Annotated in this window: 17 protein-coding genes and 1 other annotated feature; of the genes, 12 read left to right on the top strand and 5 right to left on the bottom strand. The window is 47.9% G+C overall.

Going from position 1 to position 20,759, the window contains the following annotated elements; translation table 11 throughout:
• The first annotated feature begins 173 nt into the window (after positions 1-173).
• Together EI981_RS20005 and EI981_RS20000 are read left to right on the top strand one after the other, a co-directional pair.
• On the top strand, positions 174-974 hold the full coding sequence (locus tag EI981_RS20005) for a sensor domain-containing protein (RefSeq protein WP_127001180.1): 801 nt from the start codon (positions 174-176) through the stop codon (positions 972-974).
• A 161-nt stretch (positions 975-1,135) separates the two neighbouring features.
• A complete protein-coding gene (locus EI981_RS20000) occupies positions 1,136-2,470 on the top strand; it encodes a DRTGG domain-containing protein (RefSeq protein ID WP_127001178.1) in 1,335 nt (444 codons plus the stop codon).
• Between the two features lie 21 nt (positions 2,471-2,491).
• Here the strand turns inward: EI981_RS20000 and EI981_RS19995 are convergent, their stop codons facing one another.
• From EI981_RS19995 to EI981_RS19985, 3 genes are all read right to left on the bottom strand, one after another.
• Complete coding sequence (locus tag EI981_RS19995; RefSeq protein ID WP_127001176.1) at positions 2,492-2,791, bottom strand: YtpI family protein; 300 nt, start codon at positions 2,789-2,791, stop codon at positions 2,492-2,494.
• An 85-nt stretch (positions 2,792-2,876) separates the two neighbouring features.
• Entirely contained in the window at positions 2,877-3,365 is a 489-nt protein-coding gene (locus EI981_RS19990) for a sporulation membrane protein YtrI (RefSeq protein ID WP_127001174.1), read from the bottom strand.
• Entirely contained in the window at positions 3,362-3,691 is a 330-nt protein-coding gene (locus EI981_RS19985) for a YtrH family sporulation protein (protein WP_127001172.1), read from the bottom strand. The genes EI981_RS19990 and EI981_RS19985 overlap by 4 nt, the downstream gene beginning before the upstream one ends.
• 229 nt (positions 3,692-3,920) lie before the next feature.
• Here EI981_RS19985 and EI981_RS19980 point away from each other — a divergent pair, with 229 nt between their 5' ends.
• On the top strand, positions 3,921-7,808 hold the full coding sequence (locus EI981_RS19980; RefSeq protein WP_127001170.1) for a DNA polymerase III subunit alpha: 3,888 nt from the start codon (positions 3,921-3,923) through the stop codon (positions 7,806-7,808).
• A 703-nt stretch (positions 7,809-8,511) separates the two neighbouring features.
• Here EI981_RS19980 and EI981_RS19975 read toward each other — a convergent pair.
• Positions 8,512-9,021: a DUF559 domain-containing protein gene (locus tag EI981_RS19975; RefSeq protein ID WP_335926222.1), complete on the bottom strand. Its 510-nt coding sequence runs from the start codon at positions 9,019-9,021 to the stop codon at positions 8,512-8,514.
• A 666-nt stretch (positions 9,022-9,687) separates the two neighbouring features.
• Between EI981_RS19975 and EI981_RS19970 the strand changes: the two genes are divergently transcribed.
• The 8 genes from EI981_RS19970 (at position 9,688) to argS (ending at position 17,846) form a co-directional block, all read left to right on the top strand.
• On the top strand, positions 9,688-10,176 hold the full coding sequence (locus EI981_RS19970; RefSeq protein ID WP_127001168.1) for a phosphatidylglycerophosphatase A family protein: 489 nt from the start codon (positions 9,688-9,690) through the stop codon (positions 10,174-10,176).
• Between the two features lie 200 nt (positions 10,177-10,376).
• Complete coding sequence (locus EI981_RS19965; protein ID WP_127001166.1) at positions 10,377-10,565, top strand: glutamate decarboxylase; 189 nt, start codon at positions 10,377-10,379, stop codon at positions 10,563-10,565.
• A 271-nt stretch (positions 10,566-10,836) separates the two neighbouring features.
• Positions 10,837-11,730: an acetyl-CoA carboxylase, carboxyltransferase subunit beta gene (gene accD, locus EI981_RS19960; protein ID WP_127001164.1), complete on the top strand. Its 894-nt coding sequence runs from the start codon at positions 10,837-10,839 to the stop codon at positions 11,728-11,730.
• The gene (locus EI981_RS19955) at positions 11,731-12,828 is read left to right on the top strand and encodes an acetyl-CoA carboxylase carboxyltransferase subunit alpha (RefSeq protein ID WP_127001162.1); all 1,098 of its coding nucleotides are present in this window, start codon (positions 11,731-11,733) and stop codon (positions 12,826-12,828) included.
• A gap of 123 nt (positions 12,829-12,951) precedes the next feature.
• Positions 12,952-14,373: a pyruvate kinase gene (gene pyk / locus EI981_RS19950; RefSeq protein WP_127001160.1), complete on the top strand. Its 1,422-nt coding sequence runs from the start codon at positions 12,952-12,954 to the stop codon at positions 14,371-14,373.
• Positions 14,374-14,497: 124 nt separating this feature from the next.
• Positions 14,498-14,917 carry an acyl-CoA thioesterase gene (locus tag EI981_RS19945; protein ID WP_127001158.1) on the top strand — a complete coding sequence of 140 codons (420 nt, stop codon included), beginning with the start codon at positions 14,498-14,500 and terminating at the stop codon, positions 14,915-14,917.
• A gap of 89 nt (positions 14,918-15,006) precedes the next feature.
• Positions 15,007-15,399 carry an FxsA family protein gene (locus tag EI981_RS19940; RefSeq protein WP_127001156.1) on the top strand — a complete coding sequence of 131 codons (393 nt, stop codon included), beginning with the start codon at positions 15,007-15,009 and terminating at the stop codon, positions 15,397-15,399.
• Between the two features lie 405 nt (positions 15,400-15,804).
• Positions 15,805-16,034: a binding site (T-box leader), on the top strand.
• A gap of 60 nt (positions 16,035-16,094) precedes the next feature.
• Positions 16,095-17,846, top strand: coding sequence for an arginine--tRNA ligase (argS, locus tag EI981_RS19935; RefSeq protein ID WP_127001154.1), 1,752 nt, complete (start codon positions 16,095-16,097; stop codon positions 17,844-17,846).
• A 23-nt stretch (positions 17,847-17,869) separates the two neighbouring features.
• Here the strand turns inward: argS and ytvI are convergent, their stop codons facing one another.
• On the bottom strand, positions 17,870-18,988 hold the full coding sequence (gene ytvI, locus EI981_RS19930) for a sporulation integral membrane protein YtvI (RefSeq protein WP_127001152.1): 1,119 nt from the start codon (positions 18,986-18,988) through the stop codon (positions 17,870-17,872).
• Between the two features lie 351 nt (positions 18,989-19,339).
• Here ytvI and EI981_RS19925 point away from each other — a divergent pair, with 351 nt between their 5' ends.
• Positions 19,340-20,452, top strand: a complete 1,113-nt coding sequence (locus tag EI981_RS19925; RefSeq protein ID WP_127001150.1) for a citrate/2-methylcitrate synthase — start codon at positions 19,340-19,342, stop codon at positions 20,450-20,452.
• Positions 20,453-20,759: the final 307 nt, after the last annotated feature.

The raw sequence follows: 20,759 nt of genomic DNA, 5'->3' as shown, positions 1-20,759 counted from the left end.
GCTGCTCCATTCGTAGCAATTTACTGCGAAGGGGCAGCCTTTCTATTTTCGAATAACCTAGCCTAAAGTCTAGTTTAAGCTACCCCCTAAGACGGTTATGTTAGGCGAATATGCCGGATATAATAGATTTATAACTTAGAGCGTGACTTATGAAACCAAAGGAGTGTTTGAACATGAAGGCAACAGAAACGGTTGCAACGGCGCGGACAGGTAAGGTGAATTGGGTGCTGTTTAATCCAAAGACCTATGCAACGATCCTCTATTTACTGCTATCTCTCCCATTAGGGATTATCTATTTTACAGTAGCAATAACGGGACTTACTCTCTCAGTCGGTCTAACTCCAGTATTTATCGGAATACCGCTGTTTTTTGGAGTAGCTAAGCTGTTAAATGGGATTGTGAATTTTGAACAAAACATGATTAGACAAATTTTAGGTTTACCTACTCCTCCTGTTTCTTATACCCACAATCGACAGTCTGAAGCTGGGCAGAATTGGTTGATGCGAATGATAAGAGGGTTTGACGGGGTGCTATTCATTCGGAACCTGCTGCTTGTATTACTAAGATTTGTAACAGGCATTGTATTCTTTATTATTATGGTAACGGTGCTTTCACTAGGACTAGGATTTATTGCTCTTCCAGTCGTGCATATCATTTTGATGAATGAAATGCAGCTCGATATTTTAGAGAATAGCTTTAATAGCTTGTTTAGTTATTTTCATATAGATTGGACCTATAATCAGCAATATCTGCTGTATGTTGGAGTTGGTATTGTACTTTTTTGGGTAGCGCTTCGCGTCGTGAATGGGCTCATGCAAATTCAGCGTAGAATCATGTATGTGGATGAGCCATATCAGCCGCAATCAGTACCAGTGGAAACACAAACACATGCGACGGTTCAGCCACAATATTATGAATATCAAGAGGAGCAGCCTACTCAAGGGATGATACAGCCAGCCTATAGAGAGCTTTAGAAGCTCAACTGTATAACTTACAACGCCCTTTCCATATTGATTATGGGAGGGGCTTTTTATTTGGTAGCGAGGTGCTTTAAGACGCTATTTAGCTTTAACATTATAAAATTAAGTGTATAATAGATACAGAATAGTACAGATTCGGATTGGGGGTATAACAGTTGAAAGTGCATGAAGAGGGAATTACAAAGCACGAGCAACTGCTTCAATATATTGAAGGACTGAAGATTGGAACGAAGATATCCGTGCGTAAATTAGCCAAGACGATGACCGTGAGCGAGGGTACGGCTTACCGGGCGCTAAAAGAAGCGGAAAACCTAGGTATCGTCATTACCAAAGAGCGGATCGGTACAGTTCGTGTTGAGAAGAAGCCGCGGAATCTATCTGATCAATTGAGCTTTGAAGATGTGGTGGAAATCGTTGAAGGCCATGTGCTTGGAGGGGCTGATGGGCTAGGCAAAACTTTGCACAAGTATGTGATCGGAGCTATGAAGATCGATGCAATGGCGCGTTATATTGATGCGGGTAGTCTGCTGATTGTCGGGAATCGTGAGGATTCCCATTCTTTGGCTCTGCAGCAGGGCTCTGGCGTGCTTATTACCGGCGGGTTCGGGACAAGCCGTGAAGTGAAGAATTTGGCGGACTCCCTGCAACTGCCGATTATTTCTTCGCGACATGATACGTTCACGGTAGCATCGATGATTAACCGTGCTTTATTTGACCGCTTGATTAAGAAGAAGATTATGCTCGTTGAGGATATTGTGGCCAGGAAGCCACGGGTAAGTATGCTGAAGCTGACGAGTACGATCGCTGATTTTGACGAGCTCTCGATTGAGACGGGGGCACAGCATTTTCCGGTTGTCGATGAATGGAATCGGGTCATCGGGATCATTAGCCGCAAGGACGTTGAAGAGCTTAGAGGTGATCAGAGTATCGAGAAATGCTTGAGCCGCCATCCGATTACGGTAGGGATGCAGACTTCGCTCGCTTCAGCCGCACAGATTATGGTATGGGAAGGTATTGACTTCCTGCCGGTTGTGGACCGGAATCGCAAGCTAGTCTCCTCGGTCACACGCAGAGAGGTACTTCAGGCTATGCGAGATGCCCAGAACCAGCCGCAAATGGGCGAGACATTTGAACATTTGATGTGGAACGGTTTCGCCGAAGAGCGTGATCAGGATGGCAGGTTGTTCTTTCACGGTATGATCACCCCGCAGATGGCTACTCATTTAGGAACGATCTCTAACGGCGTGCTCAGCTCATTAATGACACAGGCGGCCTTGATCTTTGCCAAGGATATCAGCGGGGCTGATTATGTCGTAGACAATTTATCATCCTACTTCATTCGACCTGTCCAAATTGAGAATCCGGTCATCATCACTCCGGTCATTCTAGAGATGAGCCGCAGGGCATGTAAATTGGAGATGCTGATGAAATATCAGGACAATATTGTCGCCAAGGCGATGTTGACCTTGCAATCTATCGACCATGCATAGAAGCATAGTCCCTGGACTCTTCTAATCCGCTCTTTGTCTGGAGAAGATTCCATAGTTGCGGAAGCCGGCAAAAATATTAAACGCCCCCAGTACCATAAAAACCGCGCCTACAACAACGCGCACAGTCGAACCGGTGAACATGAACATTTGAATGATGGCTAGGAACAGTAGCATGAAGCCCATGCTGATATTGCTCTTGGCCTGTGTGATGCCGCGTTTGTGGGCATCGGTAGAGCGGCGCGCCTTCAAGCTGAATATAATCGAGCATATGCTGGATATGAACAAGCCGGCATACACCACATACAGAATGCCATCGACCATATGAGTTGGACAGCTCCTTTTCACATTGGAATACTACCAAATAATGTTATGTACAGGGTGATTTATATCATTGTAACATGAAAAATCAACTTCGCACATATGGCCGCATATCGACCCAAATCTGCAGTACGCCTTCACTCACCAACATCGTCTTGATTTGAATACTATAATCCTTGTCGCGGACGGAATATATTTTTCGGTTAAGCAGTGTACGGGCCATTTTGGCATCGGAATCGATATCGAAGATGTTCCTGCCGCGCAACACTTCGAGCTCATCCTGCAGCGTCTGCACGACTTCCTTAACGGCGAGGGAATCTAGCGGCGGGTCTCTTTCTTCTACCGTGACCTTAATCTCCTTGACAACGGTGGAGCGATTTCGATATTTTCGCAGCGTCTTATTGTCTTCTTCCATCTGAGAAAGCTTGATCTGCAGGTCTTTGTTATCGATCCATAGCTGGTTATAGCTCGTCTGAAAGACCATATTGTAGGCGATGCTACCGATGACTATGCCTAGCAGGAACACGCCGACAAACTGCATAAAGCGCTTGAAGCCCTGAAGACTGGGTCCCTTCATCCCCTCCCGCCCCCGCACATCCAGCGCACGATTTCTGCTCCGATATGAGCTCCTAGAAATGCGAACATTAGATATAGAATCTGCTTAATAGCCGGAGAGATGTTGCCGTCAAAGAAATTACTCTCGATCACCCGCATCGGATCGATCGTTCCGCCTACTGCAGCAGCCAGTGCCCAGATCTTGATACGGCCGGCGATCTCGAGCATGCTCTGAGTCGGCGGCTGGAATGCCATGACCGCCCCGATCCCTCCAATCAGCGCTCCTCCGAGCACGATTCCGAATGCCACGAAGAAGTCGATAATAGCTTTTGTAAGAAAAGTACTCATCTTTCCGTCAGCTCTCCTTTCGCCAAATGGCTCGTCCAGGTCTTAATCTTATGTAAAGCATGAATGGACCCTTGTCCCTCGTTACTCTCATTCTATGGGCGCAGCCTATGGATGTATGATAAAATCTTTTATTAAAGAGACAGTTTTATAGAGATTGTTCGAAACTTCACTTTTAAATAGATGAGATTAATCTTCTAGTAAGGATTTTACATGGAAAGGAAGGAAACGCATGGACAGCTTTGTTCACCTGCATGTACACAGCGAATATAGCTTGCTGGACGGTGCCGCCCGGCTTGAGGATCTGGTTAAGAGAGCCGCTGGCTTAGGCATGAAGGCGCTGGCGCTGACCGATCACGGAGTGATGTACGGTGCGGTTCCTTTTTATAAATTGTGCAAGGCAAATGGAATCAAGCCGATTATCGGATGTGAGATGTACTTTACTGCCGGGTCGCGTAAAGAGCGGGGCAGCCGCAAGGATCAGCCGATCCATCATCTGATTCTGCTTGCGAAGAATCTGCAGGGGTATCAGAACCTGATGCGCTTGTGCTCGATAGCGCAGCTTGAAGGATTCCATTACAAACCGCGGATCGATTGGGAGGTTCTGGAGCGCCATGCTGAGGGGCTTGTCTGCCTAAGCGCATGTCTTGGCGGAGAAGTGCCGCAGCATCTGCTGCATGGCCGCTATGAGGAAGCGAAGCGGGCCGCTCTGCGCTATAAGGCAGCGTTCGGTGAGGACTTCTATCTGGAACTGCAGGATCACAGCATTCCGGAACAGAAGAAGGTGAATCCACAGCTCATTCAGCTTGCTGAAGAGACGGGAATTTCTCTTGTAGCTACCAATGATGTTCACTACTTGGAGCAGGACGATGCCGAGGTACAGGATGTGCTGATCTGTATTGGCACGGGCAAGAGCGTAGAAGACGAGGATCGCCTGAAAATGAATACGAACCAGCTCTATCTGAAGGATGGGGCTCAGATGGCCATGTTGTTCCCGCATGTGCCGGAAGCAATTCGCAATACAGCAGTGATCGCTGAAAAGTGCGATTTGGAGCTGGAATTTGGCAAGCATATTCTCCCGGCCTACCGTCCGATCCCCGAGGGGATGGATGTGGTGTCTTATTTGGAGACCCTCTGTCAACAAGGTCTTGTCGAGCGTTATGGCGGTTTGCCGGAGTGGCAGAGTGAAGAGGCCCAGACTTCACTACAGAAACGGCTCAAGTATGAGCTGGGTGTTATCGCGAATATGGGGTTCTCCGATTATTTTCTAATTGTGTGGGATTTCATCGCTTTTGCTCATCGCCATGGCATCGCCACGGGTCCGGGTCGGGGTTCCTCTGCAGGCAGTATCGTTGCTTATGTGCTGCATATTACGAATGTAGATCCGATGAAATATAATCTTCTGTTCGAACGCTTCCTCAATCCGGAGCGAGTGACGATGCCGGATATCGATATTGACTTCAGCGATTTGCGCCGGGATGAAGTCATTGCTTATGTAGCGGATAAATATGGTTCTGCGCATGTTGCTCAGATTATTACCTTCGGTACAATGGCAGCGCGGGCGGCTGTACGCGACGTAGGAAGGGCGCTGGGTGTTCCTTTCGGCGAGGTTGATAAGGTAGCCAAGCTTATCCCTGGTAACCTGGGGATGACGATTGAGCGCGCGATGAAGGAGAGTCCGGATTTGAAGGGGCTGTATGATTCACAGCCGCGTATTCACGGACTCCTCGATATGGCGATGAAGGTAGAGGGGATGCCAAGGCATGCCTCGACTCATGCGGCTGGTGTAGTCATCTCCCGCGATCCACTGACAGATGCGGTTCCACTGCAGACGGGCAGTGAAGGTACGGCGCTGACGCAATATTCAATGGAGAATCTCGAAGCGATCGGTTTGCTGAAAATGGACTTCCTCGGTTTACGTACGCTGTCGATCATCGAACGTTGTATGAAGTGGATCACGGAGGAGAGCGGAGATGCACCGGATTTTCGTATCATTCCCGATGATGATCACAAGACCTATGAGATGTTAGGCCGTGGTGAGACGACTGGGGTGTTCCAGCTTGAGTCGGCGGGCATGCGGCGCGTGCTGCGTGATTTGAAGCCGTCGCAGTTCGAGGATGTTATCTCTGTTCTGGCTCTGTATCGTCCAGGTCCGATGGAGTTTATTCCGAATTATATTTCCTCAAAGCACGGTTTGAGTGAGGTTCATTACCCGCATCCGGATCTGGAGCCAATTCTGAAGGATACGTACGGCATTATCGTCTATCAGGAACAGATCATGCAGATCGCATCAAGGATGGCTGGATTCTCGCTTGGTGAAGCGGATTTGCTGCGTCGTGCCGTGTCGAAGAAGAAGCGCGAGGTACTGGATGAGCAGCGCGGTCATTTTGTGGCCGGGAGCAAGGCCCAGGGCTATATGGAGAAGGATGCGAATGCAGTCTATGATATGATCGTCCGTTTCGCGGATTATGGCTTCCCGCGTGCGCATGCCGCGGCATACGGAGTGCTCGCTTTTCAGACGGCTTATTTGAAGGCGCATTATCCTGTGCATTTCATGGCCTCGATGCTGACCGCTGTCATGGGTAGCCACCGCAAGGTTGCCGAATACATTGTTGAGTGCCGCCGGATGGGCATCGTCGTGTTGCCACCGGATGTGAACGAGAGCGGGGTGTTGTTCACGCCAAGGGTGAACAGTACGAGCAAGACTGGAACGGTAGGCAATTCTGAGGTTATCAACGGGACGGATACGCCGATGAATTCAGGTGCCGATTCCAATTCGGAATCAAATTCGGAGTCAGGAGAGCCTTATGGGGTCATTCGCTTTGGTCTGGCCGCAATTAAGAATGTAGGCACCCAGGCGATGGAGAGTATTCTGAAGGAGAGGCAGGAGCGGCCTTTTGATAGTCTGCTTGATTTCTGCCGCCGCGTCGATCTGCGTGTCTGCAACAAGCGGGTGATCGAGTCGCTGATTCAGGGCGGAGCGTTTGATTCCTTACCTGGACATCGTGCTCAATTGCTGGCGATGCTGGATGAGACGGTGGAAGCAGCGACGAAGTGGCGTAAGGAACGGGATGATCTGCAGATTCAATTGTTCGATTTCATTGAGACGCCGAACTGGGATATCGAGTATCCTGAGATCCCTAAGTTTACTGTAGGGCAGCAGCTCGAACTGGAGCGTGAGCTGCTCGGATTATACTTATCCGGCCATCCGCTGGATGATTTTGATGAGCTGATGGATGAAGACGGCATCGATCGGCTGATGGATTTGGCTGAGGCGGCAGATGAGAGTGAGGCGGTTGTAGCGGGGATGGTTGTCTCGCTGAAGACGATCATGACCAAGCAAGGTAAGCCGATGGCTTTCATAGAGCTGGAAGACCAAATCGAGCGCTGCGAGGTTGTCTTGTTCCCGAATGTGTGGCGACGCTGTGCGCCGCACGTAACGAAGGGCACGCTGCTCGCACTGCGCGCTACGGTCCAGCAGCAAGACGAAGGCTTCAAGCTGCTGGCCGATGAGGTGGCGCCGTTGAGCGCACAGAGCCTCACCGCGCTGCGGCGCGGGCTTGGCCGCCGGCGCAGTGCAGCGGCGGGGGCTGGCGCCAGCCGCGCTGGAAGCGGCGGGGCCACAGGCGGGAGCACCGCGGTGGGCGCCGCCAACGCACCTGGCGCGGTGCTCCCGGGCGGTGCCGCCGCCGCGCCTGTGCGCGGCAGCGGCGCTAGTGAGCCGCTGCCGGCCCCGGCAGGCGCAGCGGCGCAAGCGGGCGCTGGCCCCGGCGGCGTGGAAGCCGGCGCCAGCGGCAAACCGGGAACGTCGGATACGCTGGTATCCGACGCTTCCCGTGCAGGCAGCCCTGCGGATGCTGCCAGTGCGGCGGGGCGAGAGCGGAAGAAGACTGAACAACGCGTCTTCATCAAGATCACGACGGCGGCGGAGAACGCCGGCCTGCTTGTGCAGCTGAAGCAGCTGCTTCAGCTGCATCCTGGCCCACTGGCCACGGTGCTGTTCTACGAGAGCACCGGTAAGCTGCTCGCGCTTTCGGATCTCTACAGCATCAAGCCATCGCCTGATTTGCTCCACGAGATGGAACAAATGCTAGGGCAGGATACTGTGAAGATCAGATAAACTTCACCTTTCCCGATAACAGTAATATCAACTCGTTAATCGGTTATAAATAAGAAAAACTGCAAAAGTGCAGTTTTTCTCTCCGAGAACGCCTGATTTTGGATAAAAGCCTGCAAAAATGCAGGCTTTTTCTCTTAAATTCTCTAAATTCCTCATTTTCGCTGAAAAAAGATGTATTTATGCAGGAATTCCTATATTTCTTCTTCTACCGAGAAGGAAAAAACTGCATTTTTGCAGTTTTTATCTCGCGTTGAACGGCAATACTTACAATCTCGTTATGTGGGCCTATTTCTTGCTTAAAAGAGGAGGTAACGGTTATGTTATATACTTCCTTACGTAACGACAAACCTTACACTCATGCTCAATATCCCCATACTAAACAAACACGCATACCTCCCCAGCTGCATACAACACCCACATACCCGGTCGACGTAAACTGCCCACAGAACTGCTCTCATACACCATCCACATTCACCACCTAATGAGCATCGCTTCTATACCCTAAGCCCCATTCCTCCCCCTCATTGATCTAATAAGCAATTTACAACAACCGCAGAATCTTCCCCGTAATCAATTCATAACGAACAATATGCCGGCCTTCCTTACCGGCAATGGGGGTGAAGTAACCTTTGGTACAAAGGGTCTGGAGCAATTTAACGGCGGTACGGTGGTTTATATCGATCTGCCTCACTATATCTATTGGTCACAAAGGACGGGCGAGGATGATGGACAGACGGATAATTTCCCGTTCAGTGATAGTCTCCAGATCATTTGTAGCGGCCGCGGAGTGGTAACGGCTGAACACCATACGCAATAATGTCATGTACAGCTCAGGACGTTGAGCGACGTCGTCATAGGCGAAGGAGATCACCTGATATCCCATAGCGGATAGGAATGTTTCCCGATTCAACTCATTACAATATTTTTGTCTGTCCATATCCCGGACATGTGGACCGTATCCCTTGATCTCGATAATCAGCTTTACATATCCCGGCAGCCAGGCAAAATCACAAAAGTAGGAGATTCCTCTCCAGTCAAGCACTTCAAACTCAGGGTGTAGATCGTTAAAGTTGCCTCGCAACGGCCACCAAACATTGCGACAAAACAGCATTTCAGCTTCCCGATGTCCTCGTTCCAAACGCCCTCTTCGTTCGCCTGTTCTCTGGATTATATGATTTTGAATAAAATCCGAATGAGCCGCCTCAAATCCCATTGCCAGCTTAACCTCCTTTTTAAATAGAAAAAACGCCCCGATTCCATAGCAATATGGATCGGGACGTTCTTCGTCACTTGATCATCATTATATTAGAAATTGGAGCATTTATCCAATGCGAGTGAGGTTGCTGCTTTAAACAATCTGCTGTTTTACGACCGCTATTATGCCAACTGTCTCTGAGCTTTGTATAGATAGAGAATGTATAGGTGACCCAGTGTGCTGATGAAATTCCATATCGCAAGAAAACCAACTTTTAGGTCTTGGTCATTCATCCCTGACTAGCCTCATTAAAGGTTTTTTTATGAACATTTTATGTGACTCTTGCATACACTTAGGAACACGTGAGGACAGGGAGCGGGGGATAGGGAAGGTAATCGTTTGCGGTCCATGAAATGATGGTTCGCAGCTGGGTGATAAACACGCGTGTATAGCTGGGAAAATGATATGAAGAGCAAGAATGTATGGATGAATCTAACCGAAAGGCAGCGCAAGTTACCGATCGGACTTATATGAACTTGGTGGCTCGGCGACGCCAAAATTCTTGGCATAAGGGGATCACTGCGAACATTTCGAAATTCGCAATTTCGCGAGGAATATGCGGATGATAAATGTGCATTTTGCATTTGTAAATAGGTCAACACGAAGATCTTAGGAGGGGTAACAATGTCATTTGAATTGGCGGAAGCGCAGTTGTTGAAACGGGGAGTCAAGCTTGAGGAGATTGCCAAGATTGTTTATAAGCTTCAATTGCCTTATCATGATGATTTGACGGTAGAACAATGCTATGATAGCGTGAAGGCGGTATTGCAAAAACGCGAGGTTCAGTATACGCTTTTTACGGGAATTGCGCTTGATGAACTGGCGGAGCAAAAGCTGCTCCCTGAGCCTCTGCAATCGATTATGGAAGCGGATGAACCGCTATATGGCGTGGATGAGACGATGGCGCTGGGCATTACTAGTGTGTTTGGGATGATTGGGCTGACGAGCTTCGGTTATCTGGACAAGGTTAAGCCTGATTTGATCGGCAGACTGAACAATCAGGGAGATCATATTCACGTTTATTTGGATGATCTTGTTGCAGGGCTTGCTGCCGCTGCTTCGGCACGGATCGCCCATAGAAGTCAAAAGGCAACAAACTACTCCAAGAGCTGATTTATTGATTTATTATGCTTGTTTAACAAGCCTGGTGGACTTGTTGAACTTTATCTAATTAAGTCATAAAATGCCGGAGTTTATGCGGGCTCCGGCTTGTTTTTAACTCCCTTGCTCTGTTGCGGGACTTTTGAACATTATGTTATCATTACTCTATTATACGGGCTTAAGTTGAGAGGTTAGGGGGCTTTGAGTAAGGCATGTGGACCGTAATGTATATTGCTCCTACCGCTAAGATTGCGGAAATGATCAAATCAAAACTCACAGAGGAAGGCTTTCTAGTCCAAACACGTTCTGTTAATTTATCCAAACAGCAGTTTGAAATATTGGTTCCTTCAGGGGAACTGGAAGAAGTTCAAGAAGTATTGAATTCTATATTGCATCCATAAATGACAAGGAGACAACATTACATGTTATGTCCTTGTTTTCAGGTGCAATAGAGGAAGTTCAAAAATGCATTCGGCATCGAACCTTGAATTCAGCTGGGCCTAAGCTGATGCTTACGAAATCATGTTTCCGGAGGAAACATCTCAAGATCCTCACGTACCCAAAACGTACGCTGCGCTTCTCATGCCCTAGCTTTATCCAATCTTCCCGGTGCTGAAAATCGGCTTTTGAACACTTACTAAATAATAAATTAACGGCTGAAGAGGTGTAGCTGTGTTTAAAGACTTATTTCAGAAAAAAAGAAAATACGCGACCATTACTTCAGAACGTTTGGGGAGCGACGCGAATGCTACGTCGGCGGAACGGCCGAAGCGTGAAATCCCAGAAGGTCTGATGAATAAGTGCAGCCGCTGCGGCAGCATACAATACAGCAAGGAGCTTGAGAAGAACCTTAAGGTATGTCCTTCTTGCGGCTATCATATGCGCCTCAACGCGATGGAACGGATCCGTATGACGATGGATGAAGATAGCTTCACCGAGTATGATCGGGATCTGGTATCCGAAGACCCGCTTGAGTTCCCAGGATATGCGACAAAGCTGGAACAGCAGGCTCTGAAGTCGGGACTTCGTGAAGCGGTTGTCACTGGCGAAGGAACGATTGGTGGATTTCCGGTCGTTGTTGCTGTAATGAGTTTTGATTTCTTTACGGGAAGCATGGGCTCAGCTGTTGGCGAGAAAATTACGCGCGCCATTGAAGCGGCTACCGCCAAACGTCTTCCTATAATTATTTTCTCAACATCGGGCGGGGCTCGTATGCAAGAGAGTATCCTCAGTCTGATGCAGATGGCGAAGACGAGTGCAGCTCTATCCCGCCATAATGAACAGGGTGGATTCTATATTTCGGTCATTACCGATCCGACTACCGGGGGGGTATCGGCCAGCTTTGCTATGCTTGGTGATATTATCATCGCTGAACCAGGGGCTGTGTTCGGATTTGCCGGCAGAATTGTCATTGAGCAGACGATTCGTCAGAAGCTGCCGGATGATTTCCAGACCGCGGAATTTAACCTGCAGCATGGTCAGTTAGACCTCGTAGTTCATCGTAAAGAGCTTAAGGCGATGCTGACCAAATTGATCGACTTGCACAGCGTGAAGGGAGGAGCATAAATGGCTGGAGAATTGCCTTTTGAGACACCTCTTGTGAAACTGCGCGAGAAAATTAATGAACTGAAGCAGTTTGGCCAGGAGAAGGGAATCGATTTCAGCGAAGAAGTTGCACGGCTAGAGGAACGTTACAAGCAGCTGGAGGAAGAAATATACAGCTACATAACGCCATCGCAGAAGATGCATCTGGCTAGACATCATCAGCGTCCAACCTCGTTGGATCTGATTAACCTGATCTTTGAAGATTTCATTGAGCTGCATGGGGACCGTCTATTTGGAGACGATCTAGCCATTGTGGGCGGTCTGGCTAAGTTGGATGGAACCGCTGTAACGGTCGTCGGCCAGCAACGCGGTAAGGATACGAAGGACAATATCGCCCGATTCTTCGGTAGTCCGCATCCGGAAGGGTTCCGCAAGGCGCTGAGACTGATGCATCAAGCTGAGAAGTTCGGCAGACCCGTTATCACCTTTATTGATACCAAAGGCGCTTATCCAGGCAGTACAGCGGAGGAGAGAGGTCAATCCGAGGCGATCGCCCGCAACCTGCTGGAGATGGCTGCGCTTCGCGTACCTGTGATTTGTGTAGTTATTGGCGAAGGCGGCAGCGGTGGCGCTCTAGCACTTGGTGTCGGCAACCGAGTTCTTATGCTGGAGAACGCTATATATTCTGCGATCTCGCCAAACGGAGCAGCTTCGATTTTGTGGAAGGATGCCTCCAAGGCGGATAAGGCGGCCGAAGCGATGAGGATTACTGCTCAGGACCTACTGGAGATGGAAGTCATCGAAGGCATTATTCCTGAACCTCGCGGTGGTGCTCATCGTGATTACGAGACAACCGCAACAGCGATCAAACAGGAGTTGCTTATTCAATTACAGGAATTGTCCATTATGAATTCGGACGAGCTGCTGGAGGATCGCTACAGAAAGTTTCGTAAAATCGGCAAATTTACGGAGACGGCAAGAACTGAAGCCGAACTTTCCAATTCCGATGAAGCGGCAACTGCTGAGCCTGTGCTGGTGGTCAAGCAAGAGCTGGACGAAAAACATGCCGAAGATAAAGACAAAGTTGTTATAGAATCTACCGGTTCAGGAAATGAATAGGACAGTTAAATTGTTAATATGACAAATTCCCTATACAAATCGGTCAAACTGTAGTAGATTTAGTTGTTGGAAAAGATGAATTAAAAAAGTATAGAGAGAACATTAAAACGGAGGAAACCCAAAATGCGCAAAACAAAAATCGTATGTACTATCGGTCCTTCCAGTGAATCGTTAGAAAACACCAAGAAATTAATCATGGCCGGAATGAACGTTGCTCGCCTGAACTTCTCGCATGGTGATTTCGAGGAGCATGGCAACAGAATCAAGACGATTCGCCAAGCGAGCAAAGAGTTGGGGAAAACGATCGCCATACTGCTGGACACCAAAGGTCCTGAAATTCGCACCGGTAAATTGAAAGAAGAGCCAATTGAACTTGTACAAGACGAGTTCATCACTTTGACCACCGAAGAAATCCTCGGTGACAAGAGCCGTATCTCTGTAACTTACAAAGAGCTTCCTGGAGATGTGAAAGTGGGTTCGACCATTCTGATCGACGATGGTCTGATCGGATTGACCGTTGAAGAAGTTCAAGGTACGGAAATCAAATGCCGCATTGTTAATGGCGGTACGATCAAGAGCAAGAAGGGTGTTAACGTTCCAGGCGTAAACATCTCTTTGCCAGGTATTACAGAGAAAGACGCTAACGATATCAAGTTTGGGGTTGAACAAGGCATCGATTTCATTGCGGCTTCCTTCGTTCGTAAAGCAAGCGACGTACTTGAAATTCGTAAACTGCTCGAAAGCTTGAACGCAGCACATATCCAAATTATCTCGAAGATTGAGAACCAACAAGGTGTGGACAACCTGGATGAAATCCTTGAAGTGTCCGACGGCTTGATGGTAGCACGTGGTGACCTTGGCGTGGAAATTCCTGCTGAAGATGTGCCGCTCGTGCAAAAATTGATGATCGAGAAATGTAACCGTGTTGGCAAGCCAGTTATTACTGCAACGCAAATGCTTGACTCCATGCAGCGCAACCCAAGACCTACCCGCGCTGAAGCAAGTGACGTAGCGAATGCGATCCTTGACGGCACAGATGCAATCATGCTCTCCGGCGAGACGGCTGCTGGTAAATATCCGGTTGAGTCTGTTCGGACGATGTCTCGTATCGCTGAGAAGGCTGAGTCTGCGCTTGACTATCATGGTATTCTCGTGAAGCAAAGAATCGCTCAAGAGACTACCGTTACTGAAGCAATCAGCCAAGCTGTAACGACTTCTGCGCTTGAACTGAACGCTAAGGCGATCATCACTTCGACAGAAACAGGCTATACAGCTCGTATGGTATCGAAGTATCGTCCACAAGCACCGATCATTGCTGTAACGACTCAAGATCAAACCTTGCGTCGCCTTGCTTTGAACTGGGGCGTTATTCCGGTTAAAGGTCATACAGCTACATCTACGGATGAAATGTTCGACAATGCGATGAAGGGCGGACTTGATTCTGGTGTCGTTGTTGATGGAGATCTCGTAGTCATTACGGCTGGAATTCCACTTGGAAGCTCCGGTTCGACGAACCTGATCAAGATTGGCCAAGTTCATAACTAATTATAAGATGCACTGTTATAGTGCATAGAGATAAGAAGCAATGGGACAACCGGCGACGGTGTGCCATTGCTTTTTTTTCAATAGAGATCGATATAATTAAGCACAAGAGGAGGAATTATAGAGCATGTATGTAAGTGAGCTCGGCATCACACCTAAATATTTTGAATATGATATGATGGGAATTATTTATCACTCACATTATTTGGAATGGTTCGAGGCCGGTCGGTTGAAGTTAATCCAGGACCTTGGCTTAAGCTATTTCGAGATGGAGAAGTCCGGTTACATCTCTCCGGTTCAGGAGATGAAAGTCGAGTATAAGCGGGGAATCCGTTATGGTGAAGAGGTGCTGCTTCGCACCTGGATCAAGCAGAACGGGGGAGTTAAGACCGAATATGCTTATGAAGTATTTAACGGTGATGGGACATTATGCGTCGTAGGTACATCGGTCCATTATGTAGTTAGACGCGAGGACTTTAAGCCTGTGCAATTCAAGAAAGTGTTTCCTGAATGGTATTCTGCATTTGAGAAAGCGAGTAAGTCCTGAACAATTTTGATTCTGGAGTCTCAAAACGGTAAAATATGATTCATAGGAATTTTTTGCTGAAGAAACTTGCTGGTGAAAAGGAGTTATTTATGCGCAAATGGATTGCCGTTTTGATTGTATTATTTCCAATTGTAGAGTTTTGGGGATATGTTGAGGTTGGAGGAAGGCTGGGCGTAGGCAGGACGATCTTCCTGACCGTTGCGACTTCGATTATCGGCGGCTTGATGATGCAGTTCGAAGGCAGCAAGGTCATGGCAGATGCGAAATCGCAAATGAATGGCGGGCAGATTCCCGGACGCACGATGTTGGATGGAATGTGTGTGTTCTTTGGAGGAATTTTACTGCTGCTTCCCGGCTTTGTCACGGACATTATTGGGTTTACGATGGTGTTCCCGCTCACTCGTCTGATCTACCGGAAACTGCTCTTGAAATGGATAGAGAAGAAGATGAAGGATGGTTCGATCACATTTCATCGTCGTTGACTTATGCTGGTTTCATGTATACAATATTTAAAATTACATGTTCAAAAAGGTCGGTTTCCAGCACCGAAGCGTATGCTTCCGATGTGCGTTTCTTCGAAACGCTTCAGTTGGATGAAGCTAGGGCATGAGGAGTGGAACGTGCGTAGTTTGTACGTGAGCACCTGAGATGTTTCCGTAGGAAACATGACTCCGTAAGCATTCGCTCAGGCCCGGGTGAATTCAAGATTCGATGCTGAGTTTACTTCTTGAATTACTTCGTGTTAGATATAGAATTTATTCGTTATCAGCGGAGGCTGATGAAATTCTATATCGCAAGAAAACCTACCTCTGGATCGCGGTCGCTCATCCTAGGATTACATCGATCGGTTTTCTTATCAAAAGCGGACTTTTTGAACTTTCTTTATATGAAATTCTACGATCGGGAGAGTAACTCATACTAACCTGCAAATAGCGAGCCGGGACGGTGCAAGCCGGTGCAGAACAGGATGAGTGAAGCGCACCCGGGAGATGATCTTCTGAAGCTAAGGTGAGTAGGGAGATCCGGCAGCTGGACGTTAACCAGCCTTGAGCAGGTTGGATCAGTAGGTCCAGCACGTAGAGTGGTACCGCGGGAACATAAGTCTCTCGTCTCTTCAATAGAGATGAGGGGCTTTTTTATTTGTCATTTTTGATATAGCGATAAGGAGCTGAAGTAAATGGATATGGCAAAATCAAAGATTGCGCAATGGATCTCGGAACTGTTGACCGATACTCCTGCACAGGAGATTATCGCGATGCTGGAGTATCCGAAGGAGGAGTCGCTGGGGGATCTATCCCTGCCCTGCTTCAAACTTAGCAAGAAGCTGCGGAAGTCTCCGATGCAGATTGCTACTGAACTGAAAGAAACGCTAGAGGCGAAGGCAGCAGGAGATGAATTCATCGACAGAATCGAGGCGGTGTCTGGATACTTAAATCTGTTCCTGAAGCAGAGCTACCTTGCTGGGAACGTCGTGCTTACGATACTTAACGCAGGAGAGCGTTATGGATCTAGAGACATCGGCACCGGAAAGACGATCGTGATCGATTTCTCCTCGCCCAATATCGCCAAGCCATTTCACGTTGGCCATTTACGTTCAACGGTCATCGGTAATGCGCTCTATCGGATTCATTCCTTTTTAGGCTATCAATCCATTGGGATTAATCATCTAGGCGACTGGGGCACCCAGTTCGGCAAATTGATTGTCGCCTATCGGCTGTGGGGGGATGAAGCACGGCTGGAGGAAGGGGCAATTGATGAACTGCTTGGTCTGTATGTGAAGTTCCATGAGGAAGCAGAGCGTGATCCTGGTCTGGAGGATGAAGCGAGAGCCTGCTTCCTGAAGATGGAGCAGGGTGATGGGGAAATGTTGGCCCTTTGGCAGCGCTTTGTCGATATCAGCCTGGCTGAGTTCCAGAAAATATATGATCTGCTCGGCGTAGAATTCGATTATTTTACAGGGGAGAGCTTCTATAACGATAAGATGGAGCCGGTCATCCAGGAACTGAAGGATAAGCAGCTTCTGGAGGAGGATGAAGGAGCCTGGCTCGTTCGTCTGGATCAATATAACATGGCTCCGGCTTTGATGTTAAAGAAGGATGGAAGTACCCTTTACCATACTCGTGATGTGACGGCTGCGCTCTACCGTAAGCAGACTTATTCATTCGACAAGGCATTGTATGTCACGGACTATGCTCAGAATCTGCATTTTGCGCAATTGTTCAAGGTTGTAGGCCTGATGGGCTATGACTGGCCAGAAAATGAGATGATTCATGTTCCCTTTGGCCGAGTAACTCTGGAGGGCATGAGCTTATCGACCCGTAAAGGTAATGTCGTGAAGCTGGAGGAAGTGCTGGAGCAGACGATTAAGAAGGTTAAGGAGATTATCGAAGTAAAAAATCCGCAGCTGCAAAATAAAGATGAGGTAGCTCGTCAGGTCGGAGTCGGCGCTGTCATCTTTAATGACTTGAGTGCGAACCGGATTAAGGATATCGTCTTCTCCTGGGATGATGTGCTTAGCTTCGAGGGCGAGACGGGGCCATATGCGCAGTACTGCTATGCGAGAACCTGCAGTGTATTGCGCAAAGCGGTCGGTGATCAGCTTCCCGGAAAGGCAAGGGTTGATGCCTCGCTACTTGCTGAACAATTCGATCCTACCAAGCTACAGCATCCTACCGAGATCGCCATATTGAAAGAATTGGCCTTGTTCCCGGAACGAACTGTACAAGCCGCAGCCAAGCTAGAGCCGTCGATCGTTACTCGCTATTTGATTGACTTGGCTCAAGCCTTCAATCGTTTTTATCATGATTGTCCAATTCTCGTGGAAGATGAGAAGCTAAGAGCGGCTCGCCTTGCTTTGGTCAAATGCGTACAAATTACTCTTAAAAATGGATTCAGTCTGATCGGATTACAAGCGCCGGAGGAGATGTAGCTGTAGAGGAGAGCCGCTCGGCATTATTGCGCTCTTCCGTTCATGATATAGTCCCTCAGCTCATGGAAGACGCCGGCTTTAATAACGGCATTAATGACGACGAGGGAGACAGGGCCGATAATAAGCCCGGGTACACCGAACAGCCGCAAGCCGACGAACAAAGAGATCAGAGTAGGCAATGGTTCGAGCCCGACGCTGGTAGCCAGCACTTTGGGCTCGATCAGTTGTCTGGATACAAGAACAACTCCGTATAGAATAGAAAGACCGATGCCAAGAGCGACGTTGCCAGTCATGAAGGCGTAGACGAGCCAAGGGATGAGAATCGTGCCGACGCCTAAGTAAGGAAGCAAATCGACCAATCCGATCAGAATGGCATAGGTAACCGGCGAATCGACTCGCAGGATGAGAAGTCCGATGCAGACGACGAAGGCAGTAATCGAGATCATAATGAACTGGGCCCGCAGGTATCCGAATAACGCCATTTGCAGATTACTCCGTATAACCCCTCCCATTTTGAACCATCCCTTAGGCATAATTCCAAGGATCATGCGCTTGTTCTTGTCCCAACCGTTGCTAATGAAGAAGGCAGACAGCAGGATGATTAACAGAATAAGGCCTAGGCTGGGCAATGAGGTAACCACGTTGATGACTCCGTTCAGGAAGCTAGTAATGATTCTGGAAATTGCATTGCTAATCGTTAATGCGGCATTATCAATATTTTTGGTAAAAGTGTCACCGTAGCCTGGATTCCGTACGATAAAAGAATTTATTTCATTAAACAGCCTCTGCAGCTCCTCGTTCTGGCCCCAGGATATGAATTGATCGCGCCACTCCCCGATATGCTCGTTAGCGGTGTCGGCAAGATGGATCATCTCCTTAACCATACGGGTGACAGCTGCTGTAATAACGATGGCGCCGGCCGAGAAGTAGACTAGAATGGCCAGTATAACAGAAGCCCAGCGAGGCAGCTTCAATGTCTCTTGCATCCAACGGACGAATGGATTCATGGCATAGGCGATAACCCATGCGATCAGAAAGGGGTAGATAAGCGGCAGAACCCAGTAAAATGAAAGGCAAACCATCAGCACCGCAAGACATACCCAGGCACCACGCAGTATTCGTTTTACAACAATGTAATCCATTCGTATCCCTCCCACTTTGAACTGGACAGGTTTTACTCTATTTCTATTTCTCTTCCAAAATTAGTATTACAGAAACAATATTTATTGGATGATGTGACTTTTGTCGTTGCAATTCGATAGAGATTACAAAAATTTCTTTATATATGTGAAAAAATAATTTGATATGTCTATAACGACTCAAGTTGTTCCCTTGCTCCTAGAAATCCAGTATGATTATTTAAAAGAGTTTTAGTGTCAGATCCTCCCTAATATTTCATCCGCGATGCTATATTACGAAAATTTTAAACTTCAAAATTGAAAATGTTTTCAATGGTTTATTTTCCCAATTTCGTATTTGAAGGAGAGATGTACATGACAGCTACCAAAGGACTTGAGGGTATTGTCGCTGCGACTTCCTCAATCAGCTCCATACATGATGGCGTGCTGGCTTATCGAGGTATTAATATCGATGATCTGGCAGAACGGGCAAGTTTCGAAGAGGCTGCTTATCTGCTATGGTATGGGAAGCTGCCAACTCAGACCCAGCTTGCTTTCCTGCAGCAGCAGTTGAGTGATTTTGCGCCTATTCCGGAGCCATTACTGGCTCAATTGAAGTTGTTCCCGTCTGATGCTAACACGATGGCCGTGTTGCGTACAGCCGTATCGGCACTAGCTCTATATGATGAAAATGCGAATGACATCTCCAGAGAAAGCAATCAGATTAAGGCGATTAAATTACAGGCACAAATTCCTACGATTATTGCCGCTTTTGCCCGGATTCGTGAAGGCAAGGAGCCACTTGCTCCATTGCAGAATGTATCGATCGCACACAATTTCTTGTATATGATGACCGGTGAAGAACCGGATGTCGTAGCAGTCAAAGCTCTGGACCAAGCGCTTGTTCTGCATGCGGACCATGAGCTGAATGCATCAACCTTCTCGGCTCGCGTGACCATTGCGACGCTCTCGGATATTTATTCGGGTATCACGGCTGCGATTGGAACCCTGAAGGGACCATTGCACGGTGGTGCGAATGAAGCAGTGATGAAGATGCTGTCCGAAATTGGCAGCCTTGATAATGTAGAGCCTTATATTTTGAATAAGATCGCGAACAGAGAGAAGATTATGGGCTTTGGACATCGCGTATACAAGAACGGCGATCCGCGTGCCAAGCATCTACAGAAGATGTCTCGACAGCTCGGCTTGCTTAAGGGAGATTCTACCTTATTCGAAATGTCATCAAGAATTGAAGAATTGGTAACGGGCCAGAAGGGCCTCAGACCGAATGTCGATTTCTATTCTGCTTCGGTATATACCATGCTTGGAATTCCATCCGATTTATTTACTCCGATCTTCGCGATCAGCCGCTTGTCCGGTTGGTCTGCACATATTCTCGAACAGCTTGACGATAACCGGATTATTCGTCCGCGCGCTGAATACACGGGTCTTATTAATCAGAAATATATTCCAATCGATCTAAGATAATGGTCTGGCGGGAATTCTTCCCGCCAGTAGTTAATATGTGTTTAAAAAGTCAGACTTTCAGCACCGAAGCTTATGCTTCCGATGTGCGTTTTTTCAAAACGCTTCAGTTGGATGAAGCTAGGGCATGAGGAGCGCAGCGTACGTAGTTTGTACGTGAGCACCGGAAGGCCCGGCTGAGTTCAAGATTCGATGTCGATTAAGCTACCAATGATACTTCGGGATCAAAGGGGGACTTTTTAAACAACCTTTGTTAGAATGAAGGTGAATAGCCTGTTCATTCAATATATACTAGGAGGAACCTATAAAC

This window comes from Paenibacillus lutimineralis (genome assembly GCF_003991425.1).
GTDB lineage: Bacteria > Bacillota > Bacilli > Paenibacillales > Paenibacillaceae > Fontibacillus > Fontibacillus lutimineralis.
This window is presented reverse-complemented; position numbering and strand designations above follow the sequence as displayed.